Annotated in this window: 16 protein-coding genes and 1 tRNA gene; 11 read left to right on the top strand and 6 right to left on the bottom strand. The window is 72.6% G+C overall.

What is annotated here, in order from left to right; translation table 11 throughout:
* Positions 1-10 precede the first annotated feature (10 nt).
* On the bottom strand, positions 11-1,522 hold the full coding sequence (locus ACIQPT_RS14160; RefSeq protein WP_401155802.1) for a PP2C family protein-serine/threonine phosphatase: 1,512 nt from the start codon (positions 1,520-1,522) through the stop codon (positions 11-13).
* Between the two features lie 618 nt (positions 1,523-2,140).
* Here ACIQPT_RS14160 and ACIQPT_RS14155 point away from each other — a divergent pair.
* The gene (locus tag ACIQPT_RS14155) at positions 2,141-2,950 is read left to right on the top strand and encodes a bifunctional DNA primase/polymerase (protein ID WP_401155800.1); all 810 of its coding nucleotides are present in this window, start codon (positions 2,141-2,143) and stop codon (positions 2,948-2,950) included.
* A gap of 419 nt (positions 2,951-3,369) precedes the next feature.
* The gene (locus tag ACIQPT_RS14150) at positions 3,370-3,768 is read left to right on the top strand and encodes a hypothetical protein (RefSeq protein WP_401155798.1); all 399 of its coding nucleotides are present in this window, start codon (positions 3,370-3,372) and stop codon (positions 3,766-3,768) included.
* Positions 3,769-4,046: 278 nt separating this feature from the next.
* Here ACIQPT_RS14150 and ACIQPT_RS14145 read toward each other — a convergent pair whose 3' ends face one another.
* The 3 genes from ACIQPT_RS14145 to ACIQPT_RS14135 all read right to left on the bottom strand — a co-directional run bounded on the left by ACIQPT_RS14145 (position 4,047) and on the right by ACIQPT_RS14135 (position 6,726).
* Positions 4,047-5,012: a DUF5926 family protein gene (locus ACIQPT_RS14145; RefSeq protein ID WP_401155796.1), complete on the bottom strand. Its 966-nt coding sequence runs from the start codon at positions 5,010-5,012 to the stop codon at positions 4,047-4,049.
* 127 nt (positions 5,013-5,139) lie between these two features.
* Positions 5,140-5,805: an ATP-binding protein gene (locus ACIQPT_RS14140; protein ID WP_401155795.1), complete on the bottom strand. Its 666-nt coding sequence runs from the start codon at positions 5,803-5,805 to the stop codon at positions 5,140-5,142.
* A gap of 84 nt (positions 5,806-5,889) precedes the next feature.
* Entirely contained in the window at positions 5,890-6,726 is an 837-nt protein-coding gene (locus ACIQPT_RS14135; protein ID WP_401155953.1) for a glycerophosphodiester phosphodiesterase, read from the bottom strand.
* A 201-nt stretch (positions 6,727-6,927) separates the two neighbouring features.
* Here ACIQPT_RS14135 and ACIQPT_RS14130 point away from each other — a divergent pair, with 201 nt between their 5' ends.
* On the top strand, positions 6,928-8,652 hold the full coding sequence (locus ACIQPT_RS14130) for a trypsin-like peptidase domain-containing protein (protein ID WP_401155793.1): 1,725 nt from the start codon (positions 6,928-6,930) through the stop codon (positions 8,650-8,652).
* A gap of 86 nt (positions 8,653-8,738) precedes the next feature.
* Positions 8,739-8,828 (top strand) — tRNA-Ser (locus tag ACIQPT_RS14125).
* Between the two features lie 228 nt (positions 8,829-9,056).
* Here ACIQPT_RS14125 and ACIQPT_RS14120 read toward each other — a convergent pair.
* Entirely contained in the window at positions 9,057-10,136 is a 1,080-nt protein-coding gene (locus ACIQPT_RS14120; RefSeq protein ID WP_401155791.1) for a hypothetical protein, read from the bottom strand.
* A gap of 126 nt (positions 10,137-10,262) precedes the next feature.
* Positions 10,263-11,171: a bifunctional DNA primase/polymerase gene (locus tag ACIQPT_RS14115; protein WP_401155789.1), complete on the bottom strand. Its 909-nt coding sequence runs from the start codon at positions 11,169-11,171 to the stop codon at positions 10,263-10,265.
* Positions 11,172-11,506: 335 nt separating this feature from the next.
* On the opposite strand from ACIQPT_RS14115, the gene ACIQPT_RS14110 reads away from it, so the two are divergent.
* The 7 genes from ACIQPT_RS14110 (at position 11,507) to ACIQPT_RS14080 (ending at position 17,664) form a co-directional block, all read left to right on the top strand.
* The gene (locus ACIQPT_RS14110) at positions 11,507-11,821 is read left to right on the top strand and encodes a hypothetical protein (RefSeq protein WP_401155787.1); all 315 of its coding nucleotides are present in this window, start codon (positions 11,507-11,509) and stop codon (positions 11,819-11,821) included.
* Positions 11,822-12,089: 268 nt separating this feature from the next.
* Positions 12,090-13,253, top strand: coding sequence for an acyl-CoA dehydrogenase family protein (locus ACIQPT_RS14105; protein WP_401155786.1), 1,164 nt, complete (start codon positions 12,090-12,092; stop codon positions 13,251-13,253).
* Positions 13,250-14,239 (top strand): bifunctional MaoC family dehydratase N-terminal/OB-fold nucleic acid binding domain-containing protein, encoded by a 990-nt coding sequence (locus ACIQPT_RS14100; protein ID WP_401155784.1) that lies wholly within the window; start codon positions 13,250-13,252, stop codon positions 14,237-14,239. Before ACIQPT_RS14105 ends, ACIQPT_RS14100 begins: the two co-directional genes overlap by 4 nt.
* Before the next feature lies 1 nt (position 14,240).
* Positions 14,241-15,311, top strand: a complete 1,071-nt coding sequence (locus ACIQPT_RS14095; protein WP_401155782.1) for an acyl-CoA dehydrogenase family protein — start codon at positions 14,241-14,243, stop codon at positions 15,309-15,311.
* Positions 15,308-15,757, top strand: a complete 450-nt coding sequence (locus tag ACIQPT_RS14090; RefSeq protein ID WP_401155781.1) for a MaoC family dehydratase — start codon at positions 15,308-15,310, stop codon at positions 15,755-15,757. The genes ACIQPT_RS14095 and ACIQPT_RS14090 overlap by 4 nt, the downstream gene beginning before the upstream one ends.
* Complete coding sequence (locus ACIQPT_RS14085) at positions 15,754-16,920, top strand: lipid-transfer protein (RefSeq protein WP_401155779.1); 1,167 nt, start codon at positions 15,754-15,756, stop codon at positions 16,918-16,920. Before ACIQPT_RS14090 ends, ACIQPT_RS14085 begins: the two co-directional genes overlap by 4 nt.
* A gap of 180 nt (positions 16,921-17,100) precedes the next feature.
* Complete coding sequence (locus ACIQPT_RS14080; RefSeq protein ID WP_401155778.1) at positions 17,101-17,664, top strand: SigE family RNA polymerase sigma factor; 564 nt, start codon at positions 17,101-17,103, stop codon at positions 17,662-17,664.
* The last annotated feature ends 86 nt before the right edge of the window (positions 17,665-17,750 follow it).

Below are 17,750 nucleotides of genomic sequence, written 5' to 3'. Positions count from 1 at the left end.
ACGCGGGCGGTCAGTCGAAGTGGGCGGCGAGGATCACGACGTCCTCGGCGGAATCGCTCCGGTCGAGGCCGTCGGGAAGCATCGTGCGCAGGACGTGGTCGGCGACGGCCGCCGGATCGTGCCGGCCCGCCTTCGGTACGGAAGCGGCGGCGGAGTGCAGCCGGGCGAAGGCGCGGTCCATCGGGTCCCCGGTGCGGCGCAGCAGCCCGTCCGTGTAGAGCAGCACCGTTTCGCCGGGCGCGGGGCTGAACTCGACGCTCGGCGCCTCCCAGCAGGCGAGCATCCCCAGCGGCGCGGAGAGCGTGGTCTCGACGAACTCGCAGCGCCGCTCGCCGAGCACCAGCGGCGGGGTGTGCCCGGCCCCGGCCAGCACGACCTTGCGGGCGGCGGGCTCGCAGTAGGCGAACAGGGCGGTCGCGGTCCGTGCCGGTTCGGTGAGCCGCAGCAGCAGTTCGAGGTCGGAGAGTACGGCGACGGGGTCCTCGCCCTCCATCACGGCGTACGCCCGCAGGCTGGCGCGCAGCCGGCCCATGGCGGCCATGGCGCTAGGTCCGGACCCGCCCACGGAGCCGACGGCGAGGCCGAGCGTGCGGTCGGGCAGCGGCAGCGCGTCGTACCAGTCGCCGCCGCCCCGGGGGCCGGTGCGGTGCCGGGCGGCGAGCTGGACGCCGGAGATCCGGGGCAGTCGGCTGGGCAGCAGCTCCTCGGCGACGGCGGCGACGTCCGCGCGGGCGCGCTCCAGCTCGATCAGGCGGGCCAGGTGCTCGGTGGCGTAGCGGGCGTAGAGGCCGGCGAGGTGGCGCTGTTTCTGTGCGGGCTCGGCCGGTTCGTCGTAGAGCCAGAGCGCCGCGCCGAGGCGGCCGGCCGCCTCGGAGGCGAGCGGGAGGGCGTAGCTCGCGGCGTAGCCGAGCCGGGTGGCGGCCTCACGGTGCCGGGGGTCGAGGTCCTGCTCGCCGAGCAGATCGGGGCTGGCGACCCCGTCGGCGGTGCCCGGGAGCCCGTCGAGGACGCGGCCGAGGGCGGTGGCCGCGCGGGGCACGGTCTCCAGGAGTCCCAGCTCGGCGTGGGAGAGTCCGAGGCCGAGGGTGGCGGAGGGGCCTTCGCCGCGCGCCGGTTCGTGCGCCTGTTCGTGCGCCGGCTCCAGTACGAGTAGTCCGCGGCGGGCGCCGACGAGAGCGGCTCCGGCGCGCAGCAGCTCGTTGAGGGCGTCGTCGAGGGTGCTCGTCCCGGCCAGCCGCTCGGTGAGTTCGTGCAGGGTGGTGAGGTCCGAGACCCAGCCCGCCAGCCGGTCCTGGATGAAGGCTCCGGGCGGTCCCGGGACCTCCGTCAGGGGAGCGGAAGTGTGAGTTGAAACCGGAACCTCGGGATCGATTCCAGCCACTTTCGGCAGGTGTGGGGCGCTCATGGCAGCCAGCTTTCCGACCGGTGCGATTCGTCGAATAGCATCGCAAACCCCCATGTGATTCTGCGCCACTATCAATGCATCCACATGTACACGCACAAGTAACCCGATGTCCAGCATTGTCCCTTCGGGGTCCGGGCGATTCGTGCTCTCCCAGTGTCGGTTAACTTGGCCAAAAAATGCACCCTATGGACGCTATTTGCGGTCGACTGGGGGCCGCTCGACAGAGGTACCTCCGGGGTCAGGTCGCCGGAGGAGCGTCATTCCGTGCATGCTGGGTACGTAAACGGTGATGCGCGGGTGCGGTGGTGATAGCCCAGGAACCCGGCAGCGGGTTCGGGCGTCCTTACCCGTGAAGGCGACGCCCCCGCCCCGGACGGCGGGGTTCGCACCAGGGACGGCAGGCGAGGCGCATGCCACCCTCGCCCAGTGATCGCCGGCCCGGCTCGACCCGCTCGGTTCGACCCGCACGACTCCGCCAGGGCAGCACGACCCGCTCGGTCAGTTCGACTCCGCTCGACTCTGCTCGGTTCGGCTCTGTTCCACCCCAGATCGGTACTTGATCGGTTCTATTCGGATCGGTTCCACTCGGCTCGGCTCGGCTCACGCTCGGTATCGGCGGCACGCCCGTACCGCAGAAGTGATGAGCGCGAACGCACAGCGAAGAGATACGCACGTGGTGTCACCCACGCGTGCTGTCATGTGGACTCGGCGTTCAACGGAAAGGAACGAGCGCTCATGCGCGAGATCCTCGGAAGGCGACGCAGGCTCCGGCTCCGGCGCAAGGAGGGGACCGCCCGGCTCGACGCGGCCCTGACCTGCGCCACCGTATGGCAATGGCCCGTGGTCCCCGGAGTGGGGACGGCGCGGGCCACCCCGGACGGCGAGAGCGGCGGCCTCGGCTGCGCCTGCCCCGAACCCGACTGCGCCGTACCGGGCGCACACCCCTTCGAACCCGGCCTGCTGGCGGCCACCACGGACGAGCGCATGGTGCGCTGGTGGTGGGCCGGCCGCCCCACGGCCCCCGTGATGCTGGCGACCGGCGGCCGCGCGCCCTGCGCGGTGAGCCTGCCCGCCGTGGCCGGCGCCAGAGCGCTGAGCGCGCTCGACGTCCTCGGCATGCGGCTCGGCCCGGTCGTGGCGACGCCCACCCGGTGGTCGCTGCTGGTGGCCCCGTACACCCTGGAACGGCTCGGCGAACTGCTGTACGCGAAGGACTGGGTGCCCAGCTCGCTCCGGTTCCACGGTGAGGGCGGCTATCTCGTCCTGCCACCGTCCCGGACCGGCGCGGGCCAGGTCCGCTGGGAGCGCCCCCCCGCGCCGCTCGGGACCCCCGCCTCCCCCTCCGCCACCTCCCCCTCCGCCACCTCCCCCTCCGCCACCTCCCCCTCCGCTCCCGTGTCCCGGGGGCGGACGAAGGGCGGGGCTGTCGCGTCCGGGCCTCCCGCGGTCGCGGCGCCCTGGCTCCCGGACATCGAAGCGGTCCTGGACGCCCTGGTCGAGGCGAGCACCGGCGCTCCGGGCGGCGGTAGCCGGCTCGCCTACTGACGCCCGGGGCAGGCACGTACTGACGCCTCGGGGCAGGCAAGCCGGACGTCCGGCTCACTCGAACGGGTGTGAGCCGGACCCGATCCGCGGTAAACGGGTGCCGGGCGGCCCGGCGGCGCGCATTCCGCCGATATCGTCGCCCCGTCCTCAGGAATTCCGCGAAGTCGCCAGGTGGGGCCACCATGAATCTCCGCATGATCGGTCTCACGGCAGCCGTGGTGTTCGGGTGTCTCGTTCCCCTGGTCGCTTCCGCGGATCCCGCCGTTGCTCCGGATGCCGTATCGGGTGATCCCGCCGACGGGAAATCTTCTGGCGGATCGCCAGAAAGCAGTAGCCCAAAGATTTCTGAGGGTCTATCCGAAGATGATGACGCCGATGCCGACGTCTTTTCTTCGGCCGTGCCGAAATCGCCATCGAGAATGAGCGAAGAGGCAGGTTCCCTGCCCGAGTCTGATCGTACGGACGTGGCGGCGGCGCGGTGCGGCCCCGAGCTGGTCGCACCGGAGGGCGTCGAGGCGCAGACCTGCGTCATGACCGAGGGCGACGAGACCTGGGCGCGCACCTATTACCGGAACGCGACGGGTGAGGAACTCCGGCCCGTACTCACGCTGCTGGGGCCGGGCGGGCGGACCGTGGAGCTGCACTGCGCGCCGGCCGCGCACGACGAGCCGGGCACCTGCGAGACGCCGCGCGTCCCCTCCTCGGGTGGGCCACGGTCCGCCACGGCGGTGGCGGAGTTCGTGGGCGCGGGGCCGGTGGACGAGGCGCCGCTGCTGCTCCGCGCCGGATCCGAACGGGCGCCGGGAGCCGAGGACTGACCGAGGCGGGCCGAAGGGCCAAGGCCGGAGAGCCAAAGAAAGGGGGGGCGAGGGGGGCGTACGGTCGCCGCGCCCGGGGGTGTCACAGGGCGGGCCGCAGCCGGAAACGAGGACGCCCGGTCGCTGGCGACGGGGGATGCACCAGCGACCGGGCTTCTAGAACCGTAACAAGAGATCTGCCGTTCGCAAATTCGATCTCGCCTGTAGGGACGCCGATTTACTTGCGAGTACGGCGAGTTGTGACGCGGGTCACCGCCTGTGGCGCCCGGTCGTCACCGTCAGCTGAGGGTCACCTGGCGGTTGGTGAGACCACCCCGGGCGCGGCGTTCCTCGGCGGTGAGCGGGGCGTCGGACGCGAGCGCCGTCGCCAGTCGCTCGGCGAACGCGACGGCGGGCTTCTCGCACGCCTCGGCGCCCATCGAGCTCGGCAGGTCCCAGACGGGGACCACGAGCCCGTGCGCCCGGAACGAGCCGACCAGGCGGGTGTCGTCGCCCAGCGAGGAGGTGCCCGCGGCGTGCAGCCGGGCGAGCGCGTCGAGGAGCTTCTCCTCGGGGTGCGGCATGACCCAGCGCAGGTGGTTCTTCTCCGGGGTCTCGCACCAGTACGCGGCGTCGACGCCGGACAGCAGCGTCGTCGGGATCGCGGCGGCGTTCGCGCGCTCCAGCGATGCGGACACCTCCGGTGTGGCGTTCTCCGCGTCCGGCACCCAGAACTCGAACCCGGAGTGCACGTCCGGCTCGAAGACGGCGTCCGGGGCGAGGAGGTCCTGGAGGCGCGGACCGTCGGCCGGTACGCGGCGGGCGGTGACCGGGGAGCCGGGCTCGGCCTCCAGGGCGCGCTGGAGGGTGTCCGCGAGGTCGCGGCTGAGGTCGCCGGAGGAGGTGTCGTTCTGCAGGGCGAGCAGGACGGAACCGTCGTCGCGGCGCAGCGCCGGCCAGGCCATCGGCAGGACCGTGGCGAGCGTCACCGACGGAACTCCCTCGGGCAGCCCGTCCTTGAGGGTCAGTTCGACGGTGGCGGCGGGCACCAGCTCGCGCAGCGCGACCCAGTCGCACTCGCCCGCGAGTCCCTCGAAGGGGCGGTGCACGAGCTCGGTCACGGCATGGGCGGCGGCGCGTCCGTGACACGCCTTGTAACGGCGGCCCGATCCGCACGGGCAGGGCTCACGGGCCCCGACGACCGGGATCTCACCGTCCTTGAGCTGCTGCTTCCCGGCCTTGGACTGAGGGCGCTTCTTGGCCATGGTGGGCATTCTCCCGATTGCGACAGTGCGGACTCGGCGCGAGCCTAGCCGCCCGGGGAGCCTCGCCCGTCCCACGTGCGCGCCCGGCCCGTGCCGTCCGCGCGCTCAGTCGACGTGGTGCGTGCGCTCAGCCGACGTCGTCGAAGGCCTCGGAGAAGTCCAGGCCCTCGAACCCGGTGAGCCCACCGACTCCGTTCGCATCGGAGCCGTTGGAGCTGTGGGAGCCGTTGCTGCCACGACTGCCGTTGCCGCCGACGCCGGGCGGCTTCTTCGAGGAGACCAGGGCCCAGACGGTGACCTCGCCGGACGAGTCGTCCCGTACACCCCACTCCTGGGCCAGGGCGCTGATGATGTTGAGGCCCCGGCCGCCGCGTGCCGTCACCGAAGGGGTGGCCGGAACCGGGCGGGTCGGGCCGCCGCCGTCCGTGACCTCCACGGTGAGCGCGCCGCCGGTGTCCACCCGCCAGGCGGCGCGGATGTCCCCGTCGCCGACGTCGGTGTGCCGTCCCAGGGGCCTGCCGTGTCGGCAGGCGTTGCTGAGAAGTTCGGAAAGGATCAGAACGGCGTCGTCGACGACCGCGTCCGACACCCCGTTGCCGCGCAACTGCTCACGCATCCGGTGTCGAGCCTGCCCCACGCCGGCAGGGCCATGAGGAATGGCCATGCTCGACGACGCGGGCACTTCTTGTGCCACCACCAACGCCACCCCCGAGACCTCCTTTGCCCCACGCCACGGGTTGGATGCCCCACTGAGCTGGACCGGAAACCGGCCGATGCACTGCCGGTGACGCACTCGTAACGATCGAACGCGCAGCGAATGCGCCGGTGCACACCCCGTAACGACCGAGGTCGGAGGCCTGACGGGGCCTTATCCGTACTAAATGCGGCCCAGTTGGGACAGAACCTGCTTCGGACGGTTGGTGATGATCGCCTCGACGCCGAGTTCGGCGCAGAGTTCGACGTCGGCCGGTTCGTTCACGGTCCACACGTGCACCCGGTGCCCCGCACGGTGCAGCCGTTCGATGTATCCGGGGTGGCTGCGCACGATCCGCATGCCGGGTCCGGCGATCCGGGACCCGGCGGGCAGCCGCCCGTCACGCATCCGGGGCGAGACGAACTGCATCAGGTAGACCGTGGGCAGCGTGGGAGCGGCCGCTTGGACGCGGTGGAGGGAGCGGGCGGAGAAGCTCATGACGCGGATGGGCGAGGGCCCTTCGGCGGGCGGATCGGCCAGCCCGAAGCGCTTCAGCAGATGCAGGAGCCGCTCCTCGACCTGCCCGGCCCAGCGGGTGGGGTGCTTCGTCTCGATGGCCAGCTGCAGCGGCCGCCCGGTGGCCCGTACCTCGGTGAAGAGCTCCAGGAGCCGTTCCAGGGTGAGTACGGAGGTGAGCTCGCCCGGCACCGGATCCCAGTCGGGCGACTCCTCGCGGTCCTTCCAGGAGCCGAAGTCGAGGGCGGCGAGGTCGGCGAGCTCCAGCGCCGACACGGCGCCGCGCCCGTTGGACGTACGGTTCACCCGCCGGTCGTGGACGCAGACGAGCTGGCCGTCGGCGGTGAGCCGGACATCGCATTCCAAGGCGTCGGCACCGTCCTCGATCGCCTTGCGATAGGCGGCCAGGGTGTGCTCGGGGGCATCGTCGGATGCCCCGCGATGGGCGACGACCTGGATGGAGGTGTGCGCGCTGCGCTGCCGTGCGTGGGTCACCCGGGCCATGGTGTCACCGCCGCGGGGGTGGCTGAGCACATGTCACCCTGGAGGTCTGTTTTGTCGGATGTAAAGATTGGTGTGCGGATGCACAGGTCCTGCTTACAGTGGCCCGACGTGTTGTGGGAAAAGCTGACCGTAGACACGTGCACAGCGGATTTCTTGCCGAACGCCGACTGGATGCCGAGTGGAACCGAGGAGTAAAGAGCTGTGAGCACCGAGAACGAGGGCAACGAGGACCACGCGGTACCGGCCGTGCCGTCCGTTCCGTCCGCACCTCCCGTGCCGGCCGACACTCCTGAACCGGCGACCGGCGAGGCCCCGACTCCGCCGGCGGCGGCGGCCCCGGCCGGGGACACCGCGCAGGAGGCGACGCACGACCCCGCGCAGGACACCGCGCGCCTTCCCCTGCACGACACCGGCGCGCCGGAGACCGCACCGGGCGCCCCGGCGCACGCCGATGCGCCGCGCCACGACCCGACGCACCAGGGCTCGCCGGCCTCCCCGGCCTCGCCGGGAGCTCCGGCCACGCCCGCGTACGCCCAGGGCGCGCACCCGACGCCGTCGCAGCCGCCGCAGCAGCCCCAGCACTCCCCGTACGGTGCGACGCCCGGTTACGGAGCGGAGCCCGGGCTTCCCCCGGGCGCGGTCTCCTGGCCGCCGCCCCCGCCCGCCGTCCCGTCGTACGCCGGCGGGGACGCCGGTCACGGGTCCGGTCACGCGTCCGGCGGTATCGGCGGCGGCAGCGGTCACGGCCCGGTCTGGGGCGCTCCGGTCCCGCCCGGCTCCGAGTCCCCGGGCAAGAAGAGCGGCAGGGGCCGGGGCAGCGGTCTGGTGGCGGCCGTGGCCGTAGCGGCGCTCGTCGCGGGCGGCATCGGCGGAGCCCTCGGCTACTGGGCGGCGGACCGCAATGACAACGGGAACTCCGGCGGCTCGACGACCATCTCGGCGTCGGACACCCCGAGGGACCTGAAGCGCCCGGCGGGCACGGTGGCCGGAGTCGCGGCGAAGGCGCTCCCCAGCGTGGTCACCATCGACGCGCAGGGCGGCGACGGCGAGGGCGGCACGGGCACCGGCTTCGTGTACGACAAGGAAGGCCACATCCTCACCAACAACCACGTGGTGGCCTCCGCCGCGGAGTCCGGCGAGCTGTCGGCGACCTTCTCCGACGGCAAGAAGTACGCCGCCGAGGTGGTCGGCCGGGCCCAGGGCTACGACGTGGCCGTACTGAAGCTGAAGAACCCGCCCGCGGGCCTGACGCCCCTCCCGCTCGGCAACTCGGAGAGCGTGGCGGTCGGCGACTCGACGATCGCGATCGGCGCGCCCTTCGGCCTGTCCAACACGGTCACCACGGGCATCATCAGCGCGAAGAACCGCCCGGTGGCGTCCGGGGACGGCCAGAGCAACAAGAACTCCTACATGAGCGCCCTGCAGACCGACGCCTCGATCAACCCGGGCAACTCCGGCGGCCCGCTGCTGGACGCGACGGGCGCGGTCATCGGCATCAACTCCGCGATCCAGTCGACCGGCGGCGGCCTCGGCCAGTCTCAGGCCGGCTCCATCGGTCTCGGCTTCGCGATCCCGATCAACCAGGCCAAGAACGTCGCCGAGCAGCTGATCAAGACCGGCGAGCCGGTCTACCCGGTGATCGGCGCGACGGTGACGATGGAGGAGAAGACGGGCGGCGCGGCCATCTCCGCCGAGGGCGCGGGCGGCACCCCCGCCGTCACCCCGAACGGCCCGGCGGCCAAGGCGGGCCTGAAGGCGGGCGATGTGATCACGAAGTTCAACGACACCGTGATCGACAGCGGCCCGACCCTGATCGGCGAGATCTGGACCCGCAAGCCGGGCGAGAAGGTGACCCTGACGTACGAGCGCGACGGCAAGACGGCCACGGCCGAAGTCACCCTGGGCCAGCGCGAGGGCGACAGCTGACCGGCTAGGCTGTCCCACGCGTCGAACGGGCCCCACGCGGGCCTGACGGCCCATCGGCTTGCACAGCGACGGGGCCGCCGACGCGGGGTGGGTTGCCCGAGCGGCCTAAGGGAACGGTCTTGAAAACCGTCGTGGCAGCGATGTCACCGTGGGTTCAAATCCCACACCCACCGCCAGGTGTGCGGCCCCCGACCGGGAGATTCGGTCGGGGGCCGTCCGCGTGTGCGTCGTCCGCCGGGGAGGGGCGCTGCCGTCGAGGCCGCCGTGGCGCCCGGCGGACAGGGGCTGACCGGCGTGGTTTCCCCTGGGCTCTCGGCCGTAGCGTGGGCCACCGGCGAGGCTCGGCGGGTGGAGCCGGGTGGAGCCGGGGAGCCGGGCTGTTCGGGAGGGTGTGGCCCTCCGGGCTACTCCGCCGGGACCGGCCCGAGTGCGCCCAGGACGGCGGGGGCGTCCTTCCTCCGCGTGACGACGAGGACCGGTACGCCGTTGTCCTCGCATTCCAGGACCACCGCCCGGCCGTCGTAGTCGGGGCGGCCCGGGGGGTCCGTCAGGTAGGGCGGGCGGACGCGGAGCGGGGTCAGGGTGCGCGGGGCGGCCTTGCGGTGGAAGACGCCGGTGGGGTCGGGGGTCGTGGCCAGGACGCCGGGGGCCGCGGCCAGGTAGCCGGCGCTGCCCGCGTACGGGACCTCGCCCATGATCACGCCGGGGAAGCACACCTCCCCGGTCAGCACGGACGGCTTCAGCGCGATCGTGTCGTCGCCGCGGTTGCGCCGGCGCAGGAACGGTACGGCCAGGGCGCAGACCGCCAGCACCACCACGGCGGCCAGGCCGGTGAGTTGCAGCGCCTCGCCGATGCCGTCGGTCAGCCAGGGAGCCAGCGCGCCGAACGCGGCGAGGAACGTGCCGCCGGTGATCGTGAGGCCGACCTGCCAGGAGTAGGCCCTGACCGAGCGCCGCATGGTCCAGGCCATCGCGGCCGCGCCCGCCAGGAACGCCGACCCGTAGATGCCCAGGCCCAGACCGAGGGTGAGGGGTATCCGGTAGGCGCCGCGCGGGTCCGCGTTCGTGGGGCGGCGCTCGGACGCGAAGTCGACGTACCGGATCTGCCCCTGCCAGTAGGTGACCTCGACCCCCTCTCCCGGCCGGGCGACCGGGTACTGCCTCGGGCTGCCGTCGATCCGGGTGCGGGTGGACGTTCCGTCGGCCTCGGTGATGTACAGCCAGTACGACGGTGACTTGCTCCTCGTCACCCTCTCGGTGCGGTCGATCACCGCCGTGACCGTGCGCAGGCAGTCGGCGTCGCCGCGGACCGGGGCGGGGCAGTCGGCCGCCGCGGTGAAGGCGCGCTCCCTGTCGCGGGAGCCCGGCGTGGTGACGAGGAGCAGCCAGGCCGCCACCAGCGCGAATGCGGTGCCCAGGATCAGGCCGGGCCGCACTCCCGAACGGCGCCTCGCGCTGGGGTTGTTGCTCGGTCTCGGGGTCACTTTGCGCATTCTGCCGCTGTGGGAGCGGAAACGACATGGGCGATTCCTGCATGACCAGCCCCTTCCTGTTGCCGGGAAGCGGCAGCAAGGAGCCGCAGGACGGCGACGGCCGGAGGACCGGTTCCGTCAGGCCGCGCCGTCCCTTTCCCCGCCCCGCCCCGACGTCAGTCGTGCCGCCGAGGCGATCGCGGCGCGGGCCTCGGGTTCCGGCAGTCCGGTGCGGACGGCGGCGGCGGTGAGCGCGTCCGCCAACGCGTCGCCGAAGCCGTGTTCGTAGGCGCGGCAGGCCGCCCAGAACAGGCGGGTGTTGCGCTGGCCCTCGTGGGCGGCGAGCACGAACTGGATCAGGCCCTCGCCCCGGCGGGCCGGGGTGGTGCCCGCGCCCCCGGCGGTCGCGGGCGCGGGCGCGCGGCGCGGCTGGGCCAGGAGGCGGAGCAGGGCGCGGGGGCACGGGGCCGGGGTGAGGTGGGCGGTGCCGGGGGCCAGGCGGTAGCGGCCGTGGGCGGTGACCGAGCCGGGGCCGACCAGGTAGCCGCCGCTGCCGCGGATGTCGATGCCCGGGGCGAGGCGGCCGGCGGAGTTGGGGACCGTCGCGTCGGCGGGGCCGGTCAGCCAGAGGTGGCGGCCGCCGCTCGGGGTGAGCACCGTGACCGTCGGCGGGATGGTGAACAGGTGCTGGAGGGCCAGCTGCCGGAGCGCCCCCGCCGCATCGCTGCCGTACGCGGGGTCCACGTCCAGGTCGATGCCGATCAGGTGGTGCGGGGCGCGTCCGCAGGCGATGCCGTAGCCGGTGGCCCGGGGTGCGGCGGCGAAGAGGGCGCGGACGGCCGCGGGGTCGGTGGTGGCGTCGTGCACCCCGTGTCCCGGCAGCCCGCATTCGCCCCGGCAGTGCGCGGGCGGCCGGTCGCCCCGGTGCGGCGAGCGCAGTGCGGGGAGCTTGGTGGCGGAGAGAGGGATGACGGGGAGGCCGCGCTCGGCGGCGGCCAGGGCGTGGGCGAGGGCCAGGGCGGGGGTCTGCCGGTCGGTGGTGGCCATGCAGCCATTTTCGTACAAGTGTTCGAGGAAAGGAAGAGGGGCGAGGTGGGGCCGGGCTGAGGTGCCCGGGAAGTGCCGGGTGGCGTAACGCTTCTCCCCGGGCGCCCCAAGGGGTCGTCGGGTCCGCCTCGCTGACCTGGACTTTCGTGTGGCATAGGAGGTTTATCCGCTCTTCGTCATGCGTGAGAGGGAATCGGGAGGTGATGAGGGGTTCGTCGGGGATGTGCTGGGCAATTCTGGTCTCGCGACGTTGTGAACAGCACCGGGGTGGTCGGCCAACTCCCCCGGAACCAGCCGAATATGAAGCCGCAATTCCGTTTCCTGGAGGAAATGACATGGCAAGCATCCGTACCGCTCGTGCCCTCGCCGCTGTCGCCGCTCTGCCCCTGACCATCGCGCTCTGCGGCGGGGTCGCCATGGCGGACAACGGTTCCTTCGCGAACGACGGATCGAACGCGGCGGTGGCGACGGTCGGCGGCAGCGGTGTCGGCGGCAACAACTCCGGCAACTCGGCCACGACCCAGCAGCAGGCCGTCGGCACCGGCGCCTCGAACCAGAACACGTCCGCCCAGGTGAGCAACTCGGCCTTCGTGCCGATCGACCAGTCGGACCACAGTGTCGCGGTGAACTTCACGCCCTTCTTCTGGTGATGCCTCTGGTGATGCCCCTGGTGGTGGCCCTGGTGATGCACCCCAGGTGACACGGTCGTCGGGACCTCCCGGGGGGTGGGTTCCGGCGGACTGAACGGCAGCCCGCGTGACGGCACTTCGGTGTCCTCGCGCGGGCTGCCGCCGTCTTGACAGGGGCCCCACATCTGACGGACAGTCAGAAACGTCGGAGCGTGGGTCGTCGTCGGTCGCCGGAACGCAGGCCGGAGCGCTTCGGCGCTCTGCGTCCACAGCTCTGGAGGCCCCTCCCGTGCATCTCGCTCCGACCGAACGCCAGCAGCGGCTCCGGGCCGAACTCCGTTCGTATTTCCGTGCGCTGATGTCCGAAGCGGCGGACCGCCGGAAGGACGGCGAGCAGCGGCGGCTGCTCCGCCGCATCGGCGCCGACGGACTGCTCGGTCTCGGCTGGCCCGAGGAGTACGGCGGCCAGGGCCGGGGCCCCGACGAGCAGTTCGTCTTCTTCGACGAGGCGTACCGGGCCGGCGCCCCCGTCTCCATGGTCACGCTCAACACCGTCGGCCCGACCCTGATGGCGTACGGGACCGAGGAGCAGAAGGCGTACTTCCTGCCCCGCATCCTCGGCGGCGACCTCGTCTTCGCGATCGGCTACAGCGAGCCCGAGGCCGGTACGGACCTGGCGGCGCTGCGGACCCGTGCCGTGCGGGACGGCGACGACTGGGTCATCGACGGCCAGAAGATCTTCACCAGCAACGCCCAGCAGGCGGACTGGATCTGGCTCGCCTGCCGTACGGACTCCGAGGCCCCCAAGCACCGGGGCATCTCGATCATCCTGGTGCCCACCGACGACCCCGGCTTCTCCTGGACGCCGATCGGGACCGTGGGCGGGCTGACCACGACGGCCACCTACTACGACGGCGTACGCGTCCCCGCCACCAACCTCGTCGGCACCGAGAACGAGGGCTGGAAGCTCATCACCAGCCAGCTCAATCACGAACGCGTCGCCCTGGCCGCCATCGGCATGCAGGCCGAGGACTTCTACGAGGAGGCCCTCGCCCATGCCCGTACCCCCGATCCCCTGACCGGGCGCCGCCGGATCGACGAACCATGGGTGCGCGCCCGGCTCGCGGAGGCGTACGCCCGGCTCGCGGCGACGCGCCTGCTGAACTGGCGGCTGGTCGACGCCGTCGGCGCCGGTGCACCGGCCCCCGGAGAGGCCAGCGGGGTGAAGTTCGCGGGCACCGAGAGCGCGGTCGAGGTCTACCGGATGTGCCAGGAGGCCGTCGGGGACGCTGCTCTGCTCCGGGCCGGTTCTCCCGGCTGCTTCGGGCCCGGCGGTGAGCTGGAGCGGATGAACCGCGCCGCGCAGATCAACACCTTCGGGGGTGGCGTCGGCGAGGTGCAGCGCGAGATCGTCGCGACCGCCCGGCTCGGGATGACCCGGGGCAAGCGATGAGCGGGCGGGAGGACGAGGGACTGGGGCCGGGTCCGGGACCGGGGCAGGGGCAGGGGCAGGGGCAGGAGAACGACGAGCTGTACGAGCGGCTCAGCGCCTTCGCCGGCCGCGCCGCCGCCACCGCGGGGCGGGGCAGGGACCCGGTCAACGCGCCGATGATCCGGCACTGGTGCGAGGCGATGGGCGACACCTCGGCCGCCTACCGGGGCCCGGACGCCGTCGCTCCGCCGACCATGCTCCAGGCGTGGACGATGGGCGGGCTGTCCGGGCACACGGAGGGCACGGGCCGCTCGGCCGCGTACGACGAGATGTTCGACCTGCTCGACGGCGCCGGCTACACCTCCGTCGTCGCCACCGACTGCGAGCAGGAGTATCTGCGGCCGCTGCGTCCCGGCGACCGGATCACCTTCGACACCGTCATCGAGTCCGTCTCCCCGCGCAAGACGACCAAACTCGGCACCGGCTACTTCGTCACGACCCGCACGGACGTTCGCGCCGACGGCGAACCCGCCGGGACGCACCGCTTCCGGATCCTCAAGTACCGGCCCGCGCGGCGGAAGAAGGACCCGCCTCTCCGCCCACGCCCCGTGATCAACCGCGACAACGCCGGCTTCTGGGCCGGCGTCGCCGAACACCGGCTCCTCATCCAGCGCTGCACCGACTGCGCGACCCTGCGCCTGCCCTGGCTGCCCGGCTGCAACGCCTGCGGAGGCGCGGAGTGGGACACGGTCGAGGCATCCGGCGAAGGCACGGTCTTCAGCCATGTCGTGATGCACCACCCGCCGTTCCCCGCCTTCAGCCCCTCTGGCGAGGGCGGACCGTACGCCGTCGCGCTGGTCGAACTGGCCGAGGGCGTCCGCATCGTCAGCAACGTGATCGGTGTGCCGTACGACAAGGTCCGCGTCGGCATGCCCGTACAGCTGGAGTTCCTCGTCACGGACCCCGAACTGGAACTGCCGGTGTTCCGGGCGAGCGAAGGCGGTTGAGATGGACTTCACCCCGAGCGAGGAGCAGTCCGCCGCACAGGGTCTTGCCGCGCGGATCTTCGGCGACCTGTCCACGCACGAGCGGCTGGTGGCAGCCGGTACGGGCACGGACGCGGAGCTGTGGAAGGAGCTGTGCGCGGCGGGGCTGCCCGGTGCGGTCGAGGACGTCGGGCTGCTCGGCCTCGTCCTGCTCCTGGAGGAACAGGGCCGGACCACCGCCCAGGTCCCGTTCGCCGCGACCTGTGTGTACGGGCTGCTCGCCGTCGCCGAGCACGGTACGGCGGAGCAGCGCGAGCGTCTGCTGCCCGGTCTGCGCGACGGTACGGAGGTGGCGACGGGCGCCTTTCCGGCGCGGGGCGGCGTACACCTCGCGGACGGTGCGCTGCGCGGGGCCGTGCCCTGGGTGCCCTGGCTGCGCGACGCCACCCAGGTGCTGGTGGCGGACGCCGAGCGCGGTCTATGGATGATCCGGACCGGCGATCCGGGCGTCGCCGTGGTGCCGGTGGAGACGACCGCGCCCTGGGCGGCGGGGCGCCTCGTTCTCGACGGCGTACGCGGGGAGCGGCTCGGCGACGGGCAAGGGGCGGAGGGGGCGGAGGGGGCGTACGCGGCGGTCCTCGCCACCGCCCGTACCGCTTTCGCGGGGCTCCAGGCCGGGGTGTGCGCCGGCTCGCTCGCCCGCGCGGTCCACCACACCGTCACCCGTGAGCAGTTCGGGCGTCCGCTCTCCACCAACCAGGGCGTCCTGCTCCGCGCCGCCGACGCCCACATGGACACCGAGGCGATCCGGGTCACCGTGTACGAGGCGGCCTGGCGGCACGACGAACAACAGGCGTGCGAGGCACAGGCGTTGACCGCCGCCTGGTGGGCATCGGAGGCGGGCAAGCGGGTCGTCCACGCGGGCCAGCACCTGCACGGCGGCACCGGCGCCGACCTCGACCACCCGGTCCACCGGCACTTCCTCTGGGGCCGCCAGCTCGACGCGTACCTCGGCTGCGGAGGCGAAGTCCTGGAGGAGCTGGGCCTGTTGCTCGCGGACGGCCGTGACGGCCGTCAGGAGGACGCGTCATGACGCACACCCATCGTGTCGGCGACGAGCTGCCGCCCCTGGACATCCCGCTGACCCGGACCCTCATCGTCGCCGGGGCCATCGCCTCCCGCGACTACCAGGACGTGCACCACGACGCGGACCTGGCCCGGGAGAAGGGCTCCCCCGACATCTTCATGAACATCCTCACCACCAACGGGCTCGTCGGCCGCTACATCACCGACCACTTCGGCCCCACCGCCGTCCTCCGCAAGGTCGCGATCCGCCTCGGAGCCCCCAACTACCCGGGTGACGTCATGCGGTTGACCGGACGCATCACCGAAGTAACCGAAGTAATCGACGTAACCGACGCAGCAGCTGGAGAACCCGCCGTAGCGACCGTCCAGGTCATCGGCGACAACGGCATCGGCCGCCACGTCACTGGCACGGTCACCGTGGCCCTCCCCCGGAAGAGCGGTAGTGGAACATGAGCATCCGCAGAGCCGACTCGCTCGGCGGGAAGGCGGCGATCGTCGGCATCGGGGCCACCGAGTTCTCCAAGGACTCCGGCCGCAGCGAACTGAAGCTGGCCGTCGAGGCCGTCCGCGCCGCCCTCGATGACGCCGGTCTCACCCCCGCCGACGTCGACGGGCTCGTCACCTTCACCATGGACACCAGCCCCGAGATCACCGTCGCGCAGGCGGCCGGCATCGGCGAGCTGTCGTTCTTCTCCCGGATCCACTACGGCGGCGGCGCGGCCTGCGCCACCGTGCAGCAGGCCGCCCTCGCGGTGGCGAGCGGGATCGCGGACGTCGTCGTCTGCTACCGGGCCTTCAACGAACGCTCCGGCCGCCGCTTCGGCTCCGGCGTCCAGCGGCGCGAACCCACCGCGGAGGGCACGGCGCTCGGCTGGAATCTGCCGTACGGGCTGCTCACCCCGGCCTCCTGGGTGGCGATGGCGGCCCAGCGCTACCTGCACGCGTACGGCCTCGGCCCGGAGGTCTTCGGGCACGTGGCCGTGGTCGACCGGCGCCACGCGGCGCGGAACCCGGCGGCGTACTTCCACGGGAAGCCGATCACACTCGCCGACCACGCCGCATCCCGCTGGATCGTGGAGCCGCTGCGGCTGCTCGACTGCTGCCAGGAGACGGACGGCGGTCAGGCCCTCGTCGTCACCAGCGTGGAACGCGCCCGCGACCTGCCCCGGCCGCCCGCCGTCGTCGTCGCGGCGGCGCAGGGCGCGGGCCGGTCGCAGGAGCAGATGACGAGCTTCTACCGGGACGGGCTGACGGGCCTGCCGGAGACCGCCGTGGTCGCCCGGCAGCTCTGGCGCAGTTCCGGGCTGACCCCGGCCGACATCGACGTGGGCATCCTCTACGACCACTTCACCCCGTTCGTCCTGATGCAGCTGGAGGAGTTCGGCTTCTGCGGCCCGGGGGAGGCGGGTGACTTCGTCGCGGCGGACGCCCTGCCCCTGAACACCCATGGGGGTCAGCTGGGGGAGGCGTACCTCCATGGGATGAACGGCATCGCGGAGGCCGTCCGGCAGATCCGGGGCACCTCGGTGAACCAGGTGGCGGGGGCGGCGAGGTCGCTGGTCACGGCCGGTACGGGCGTCCCGACGTCCGGCCTGGTGCTCGGTGCGGACGGCTGAACGGCGGTGCCCGGTACCCGGGGGCGTCCGGGGGCTCTCGGGGCTGGACCCTGACGGTCGCGCCGAGGTCCGTCCACCTTCAGGAGGTGCAGGGTGTACGCCCCCTACAACCTGAGGCGGACGGCGCTTCGGGACTTGGGGGCGATCCCCTCGGCGACGCTCGCTCCTAGCGTTGAGTACATGACCACGCCAGTCTGCACGGGCGCCTCCAGGGCGGCCTCTGCCACCGCCGCCGGCCACCCCCACACGCCCTACGCGTCGTTCTCCTCGTACGTACGGGCCCGGGGACCGGTCCTGCTGCGTACCGCGCGCTCGCTCACCGCGAACCCGTGCGACGCGGAGGATCTGCTGCAGACCGCGCTCGCCAAGACGTACGTCGCGTGGGAGCGGATCGAGGACCATCGGGCGCTGGACGGCTATGTGCGCCGGGCCCTGCTGAACACCCGCACCTCGCAGTGGCGCAAGCGCAAGGTCGACGAGTTCGCCTGCGAGGAGCTGCCCGAGCGGGAGACCTTCCCGGCGCCGGACCCGGCCGAGCAGCAGTCGCTGCACGACGCGATGTGGCGTGCGGTGCTCAAGCTCCCGGACCGCCAGCGCGCGATGGTCGTGCTGCGCTACTACGAGGACCTGAGCGAGGCCCAGACGGCCGAGGTGCTCGGCGTATCGATCGGCACGGTCAAGAGCGCCGTCTCCCGCGCCCTCGGCAAGCTCCGCGAGGACCCGGAACTGACGCCGGTCCGCTGATCGGAGACGGCCCGGTCCGCTGATCGGAGACGGCTCGGTCCGCTGATCAGGATCATCGGGCACGCTCCGCCACAGGGGTCCCGGAC

Source organism: Streptomyces sp. NPDC091289, assembly GCF_044757365.1.
GTDB lineage: Bacteria > Actinomycetota > Actinomycetes > Streptomycetales > Streptomycetaceae > Streptomyces.
The sequence above is the reverse complement of the archived record's forward strand: the minus strand, read 5'-3'. Positions and strand labels throughout refer to the sequence as shown.

What these genes read in the sequence shown, in the direction of transcription:
- ACIQPT_RS14160 (WP_401155802.1), bottom strand. Translation starts at nt 1,522, where the DNA reads ATGCTGGACATCGGGTTACTTGTGCGTGTACATGTGGATGCATTGATA.
- ACIQPT_RS14155 (WP_401155800.1), top strand. Translation starts at nt 2,141, where the DNA reads ATGCGCGAGATCCTCGGAAGGCGACGCAGGCTCCGGCTCCGGCGCAAG.
- ACIQPT_RS14150 (WP_401155798.1), top strand. Translation starts at nt 3,370, where the DNA reads ATGAGCGAAGAGGCAGGTTCCCTGCCCGAGTCTGATCGTACGGACGTG.
- ACIQPT_RS14145 (WP_401155796.1), bottom strand. Translation starts at nt 5,012, where the DNA reads ATGGCCAAGAAGCGCCCTCAGTCCAAGGCCGGGAAGCAGCAGCTCAAG.
- ACIQPT_RS14135 (WP_401155953.1), bottom strand. Translation starts at nt 6,726, where the DNA reads ATGGCCCGGGTGACCCACGCACGGCAGCGCAGCGCGCACACCTCCATC.
- ACIQPT_RS14115 (WP_401155789.1), bottom strand. Translation starts at nt 11,171, where the DNA reads ATGGCCACCACCGACCGGCAGACCCCCGCCCTGGCCCTCGCCCACGCC.
- ACIQPT_RS14110 (WP_401155787.1), top strand. Translation starts at nt 11,507, where the DNA reads ATGGCAAGCATCCGTACCGCTCGTGCCCTCGCCGCTGTCGCCGCTCTG.
- ACIQPT_RS14100 (WP_401155784.1), top strand. Translation starts at nt 13,250, where the DNA reads ATGAGCGGGCGGGAGGACGAGGGACTGGGGCCGGGTCCGGGACCGGGG.
- ACIQPT_RS14095 (WP_401155782.1), top strand. Translation starts at nt 14,241, where the DNA reads ATGGACTTCACCCCGAGCGAGGAGCAGTCCGCCGCACAGGGTCTTGCC.
- ACIQPT_RS14090 (WP_401155781.1), top strand. Translation starts at nt 15,308, where the DNA reads ATGACGCACACCCATCGTGTCGGCGACGAGCTGCCGCCCCTGGACATC.
- ACIQPT_RS14085 (WP_401155779.1), top strand. Translation starts at nt 15,754, where the DNA reads ATGAGCATCCGCAGAGCCGACTCGCTCGGCGGGAAGGCGGCGATCGTC.
- ACIQPT_RS14080 (WP_401155778.1), top strand. Translation starts at nt 17,101, where the DNA reads ATGACCACGCCAGTCTGCACGGGCGCCTCCAGGGCGGCCTCTGCCACC.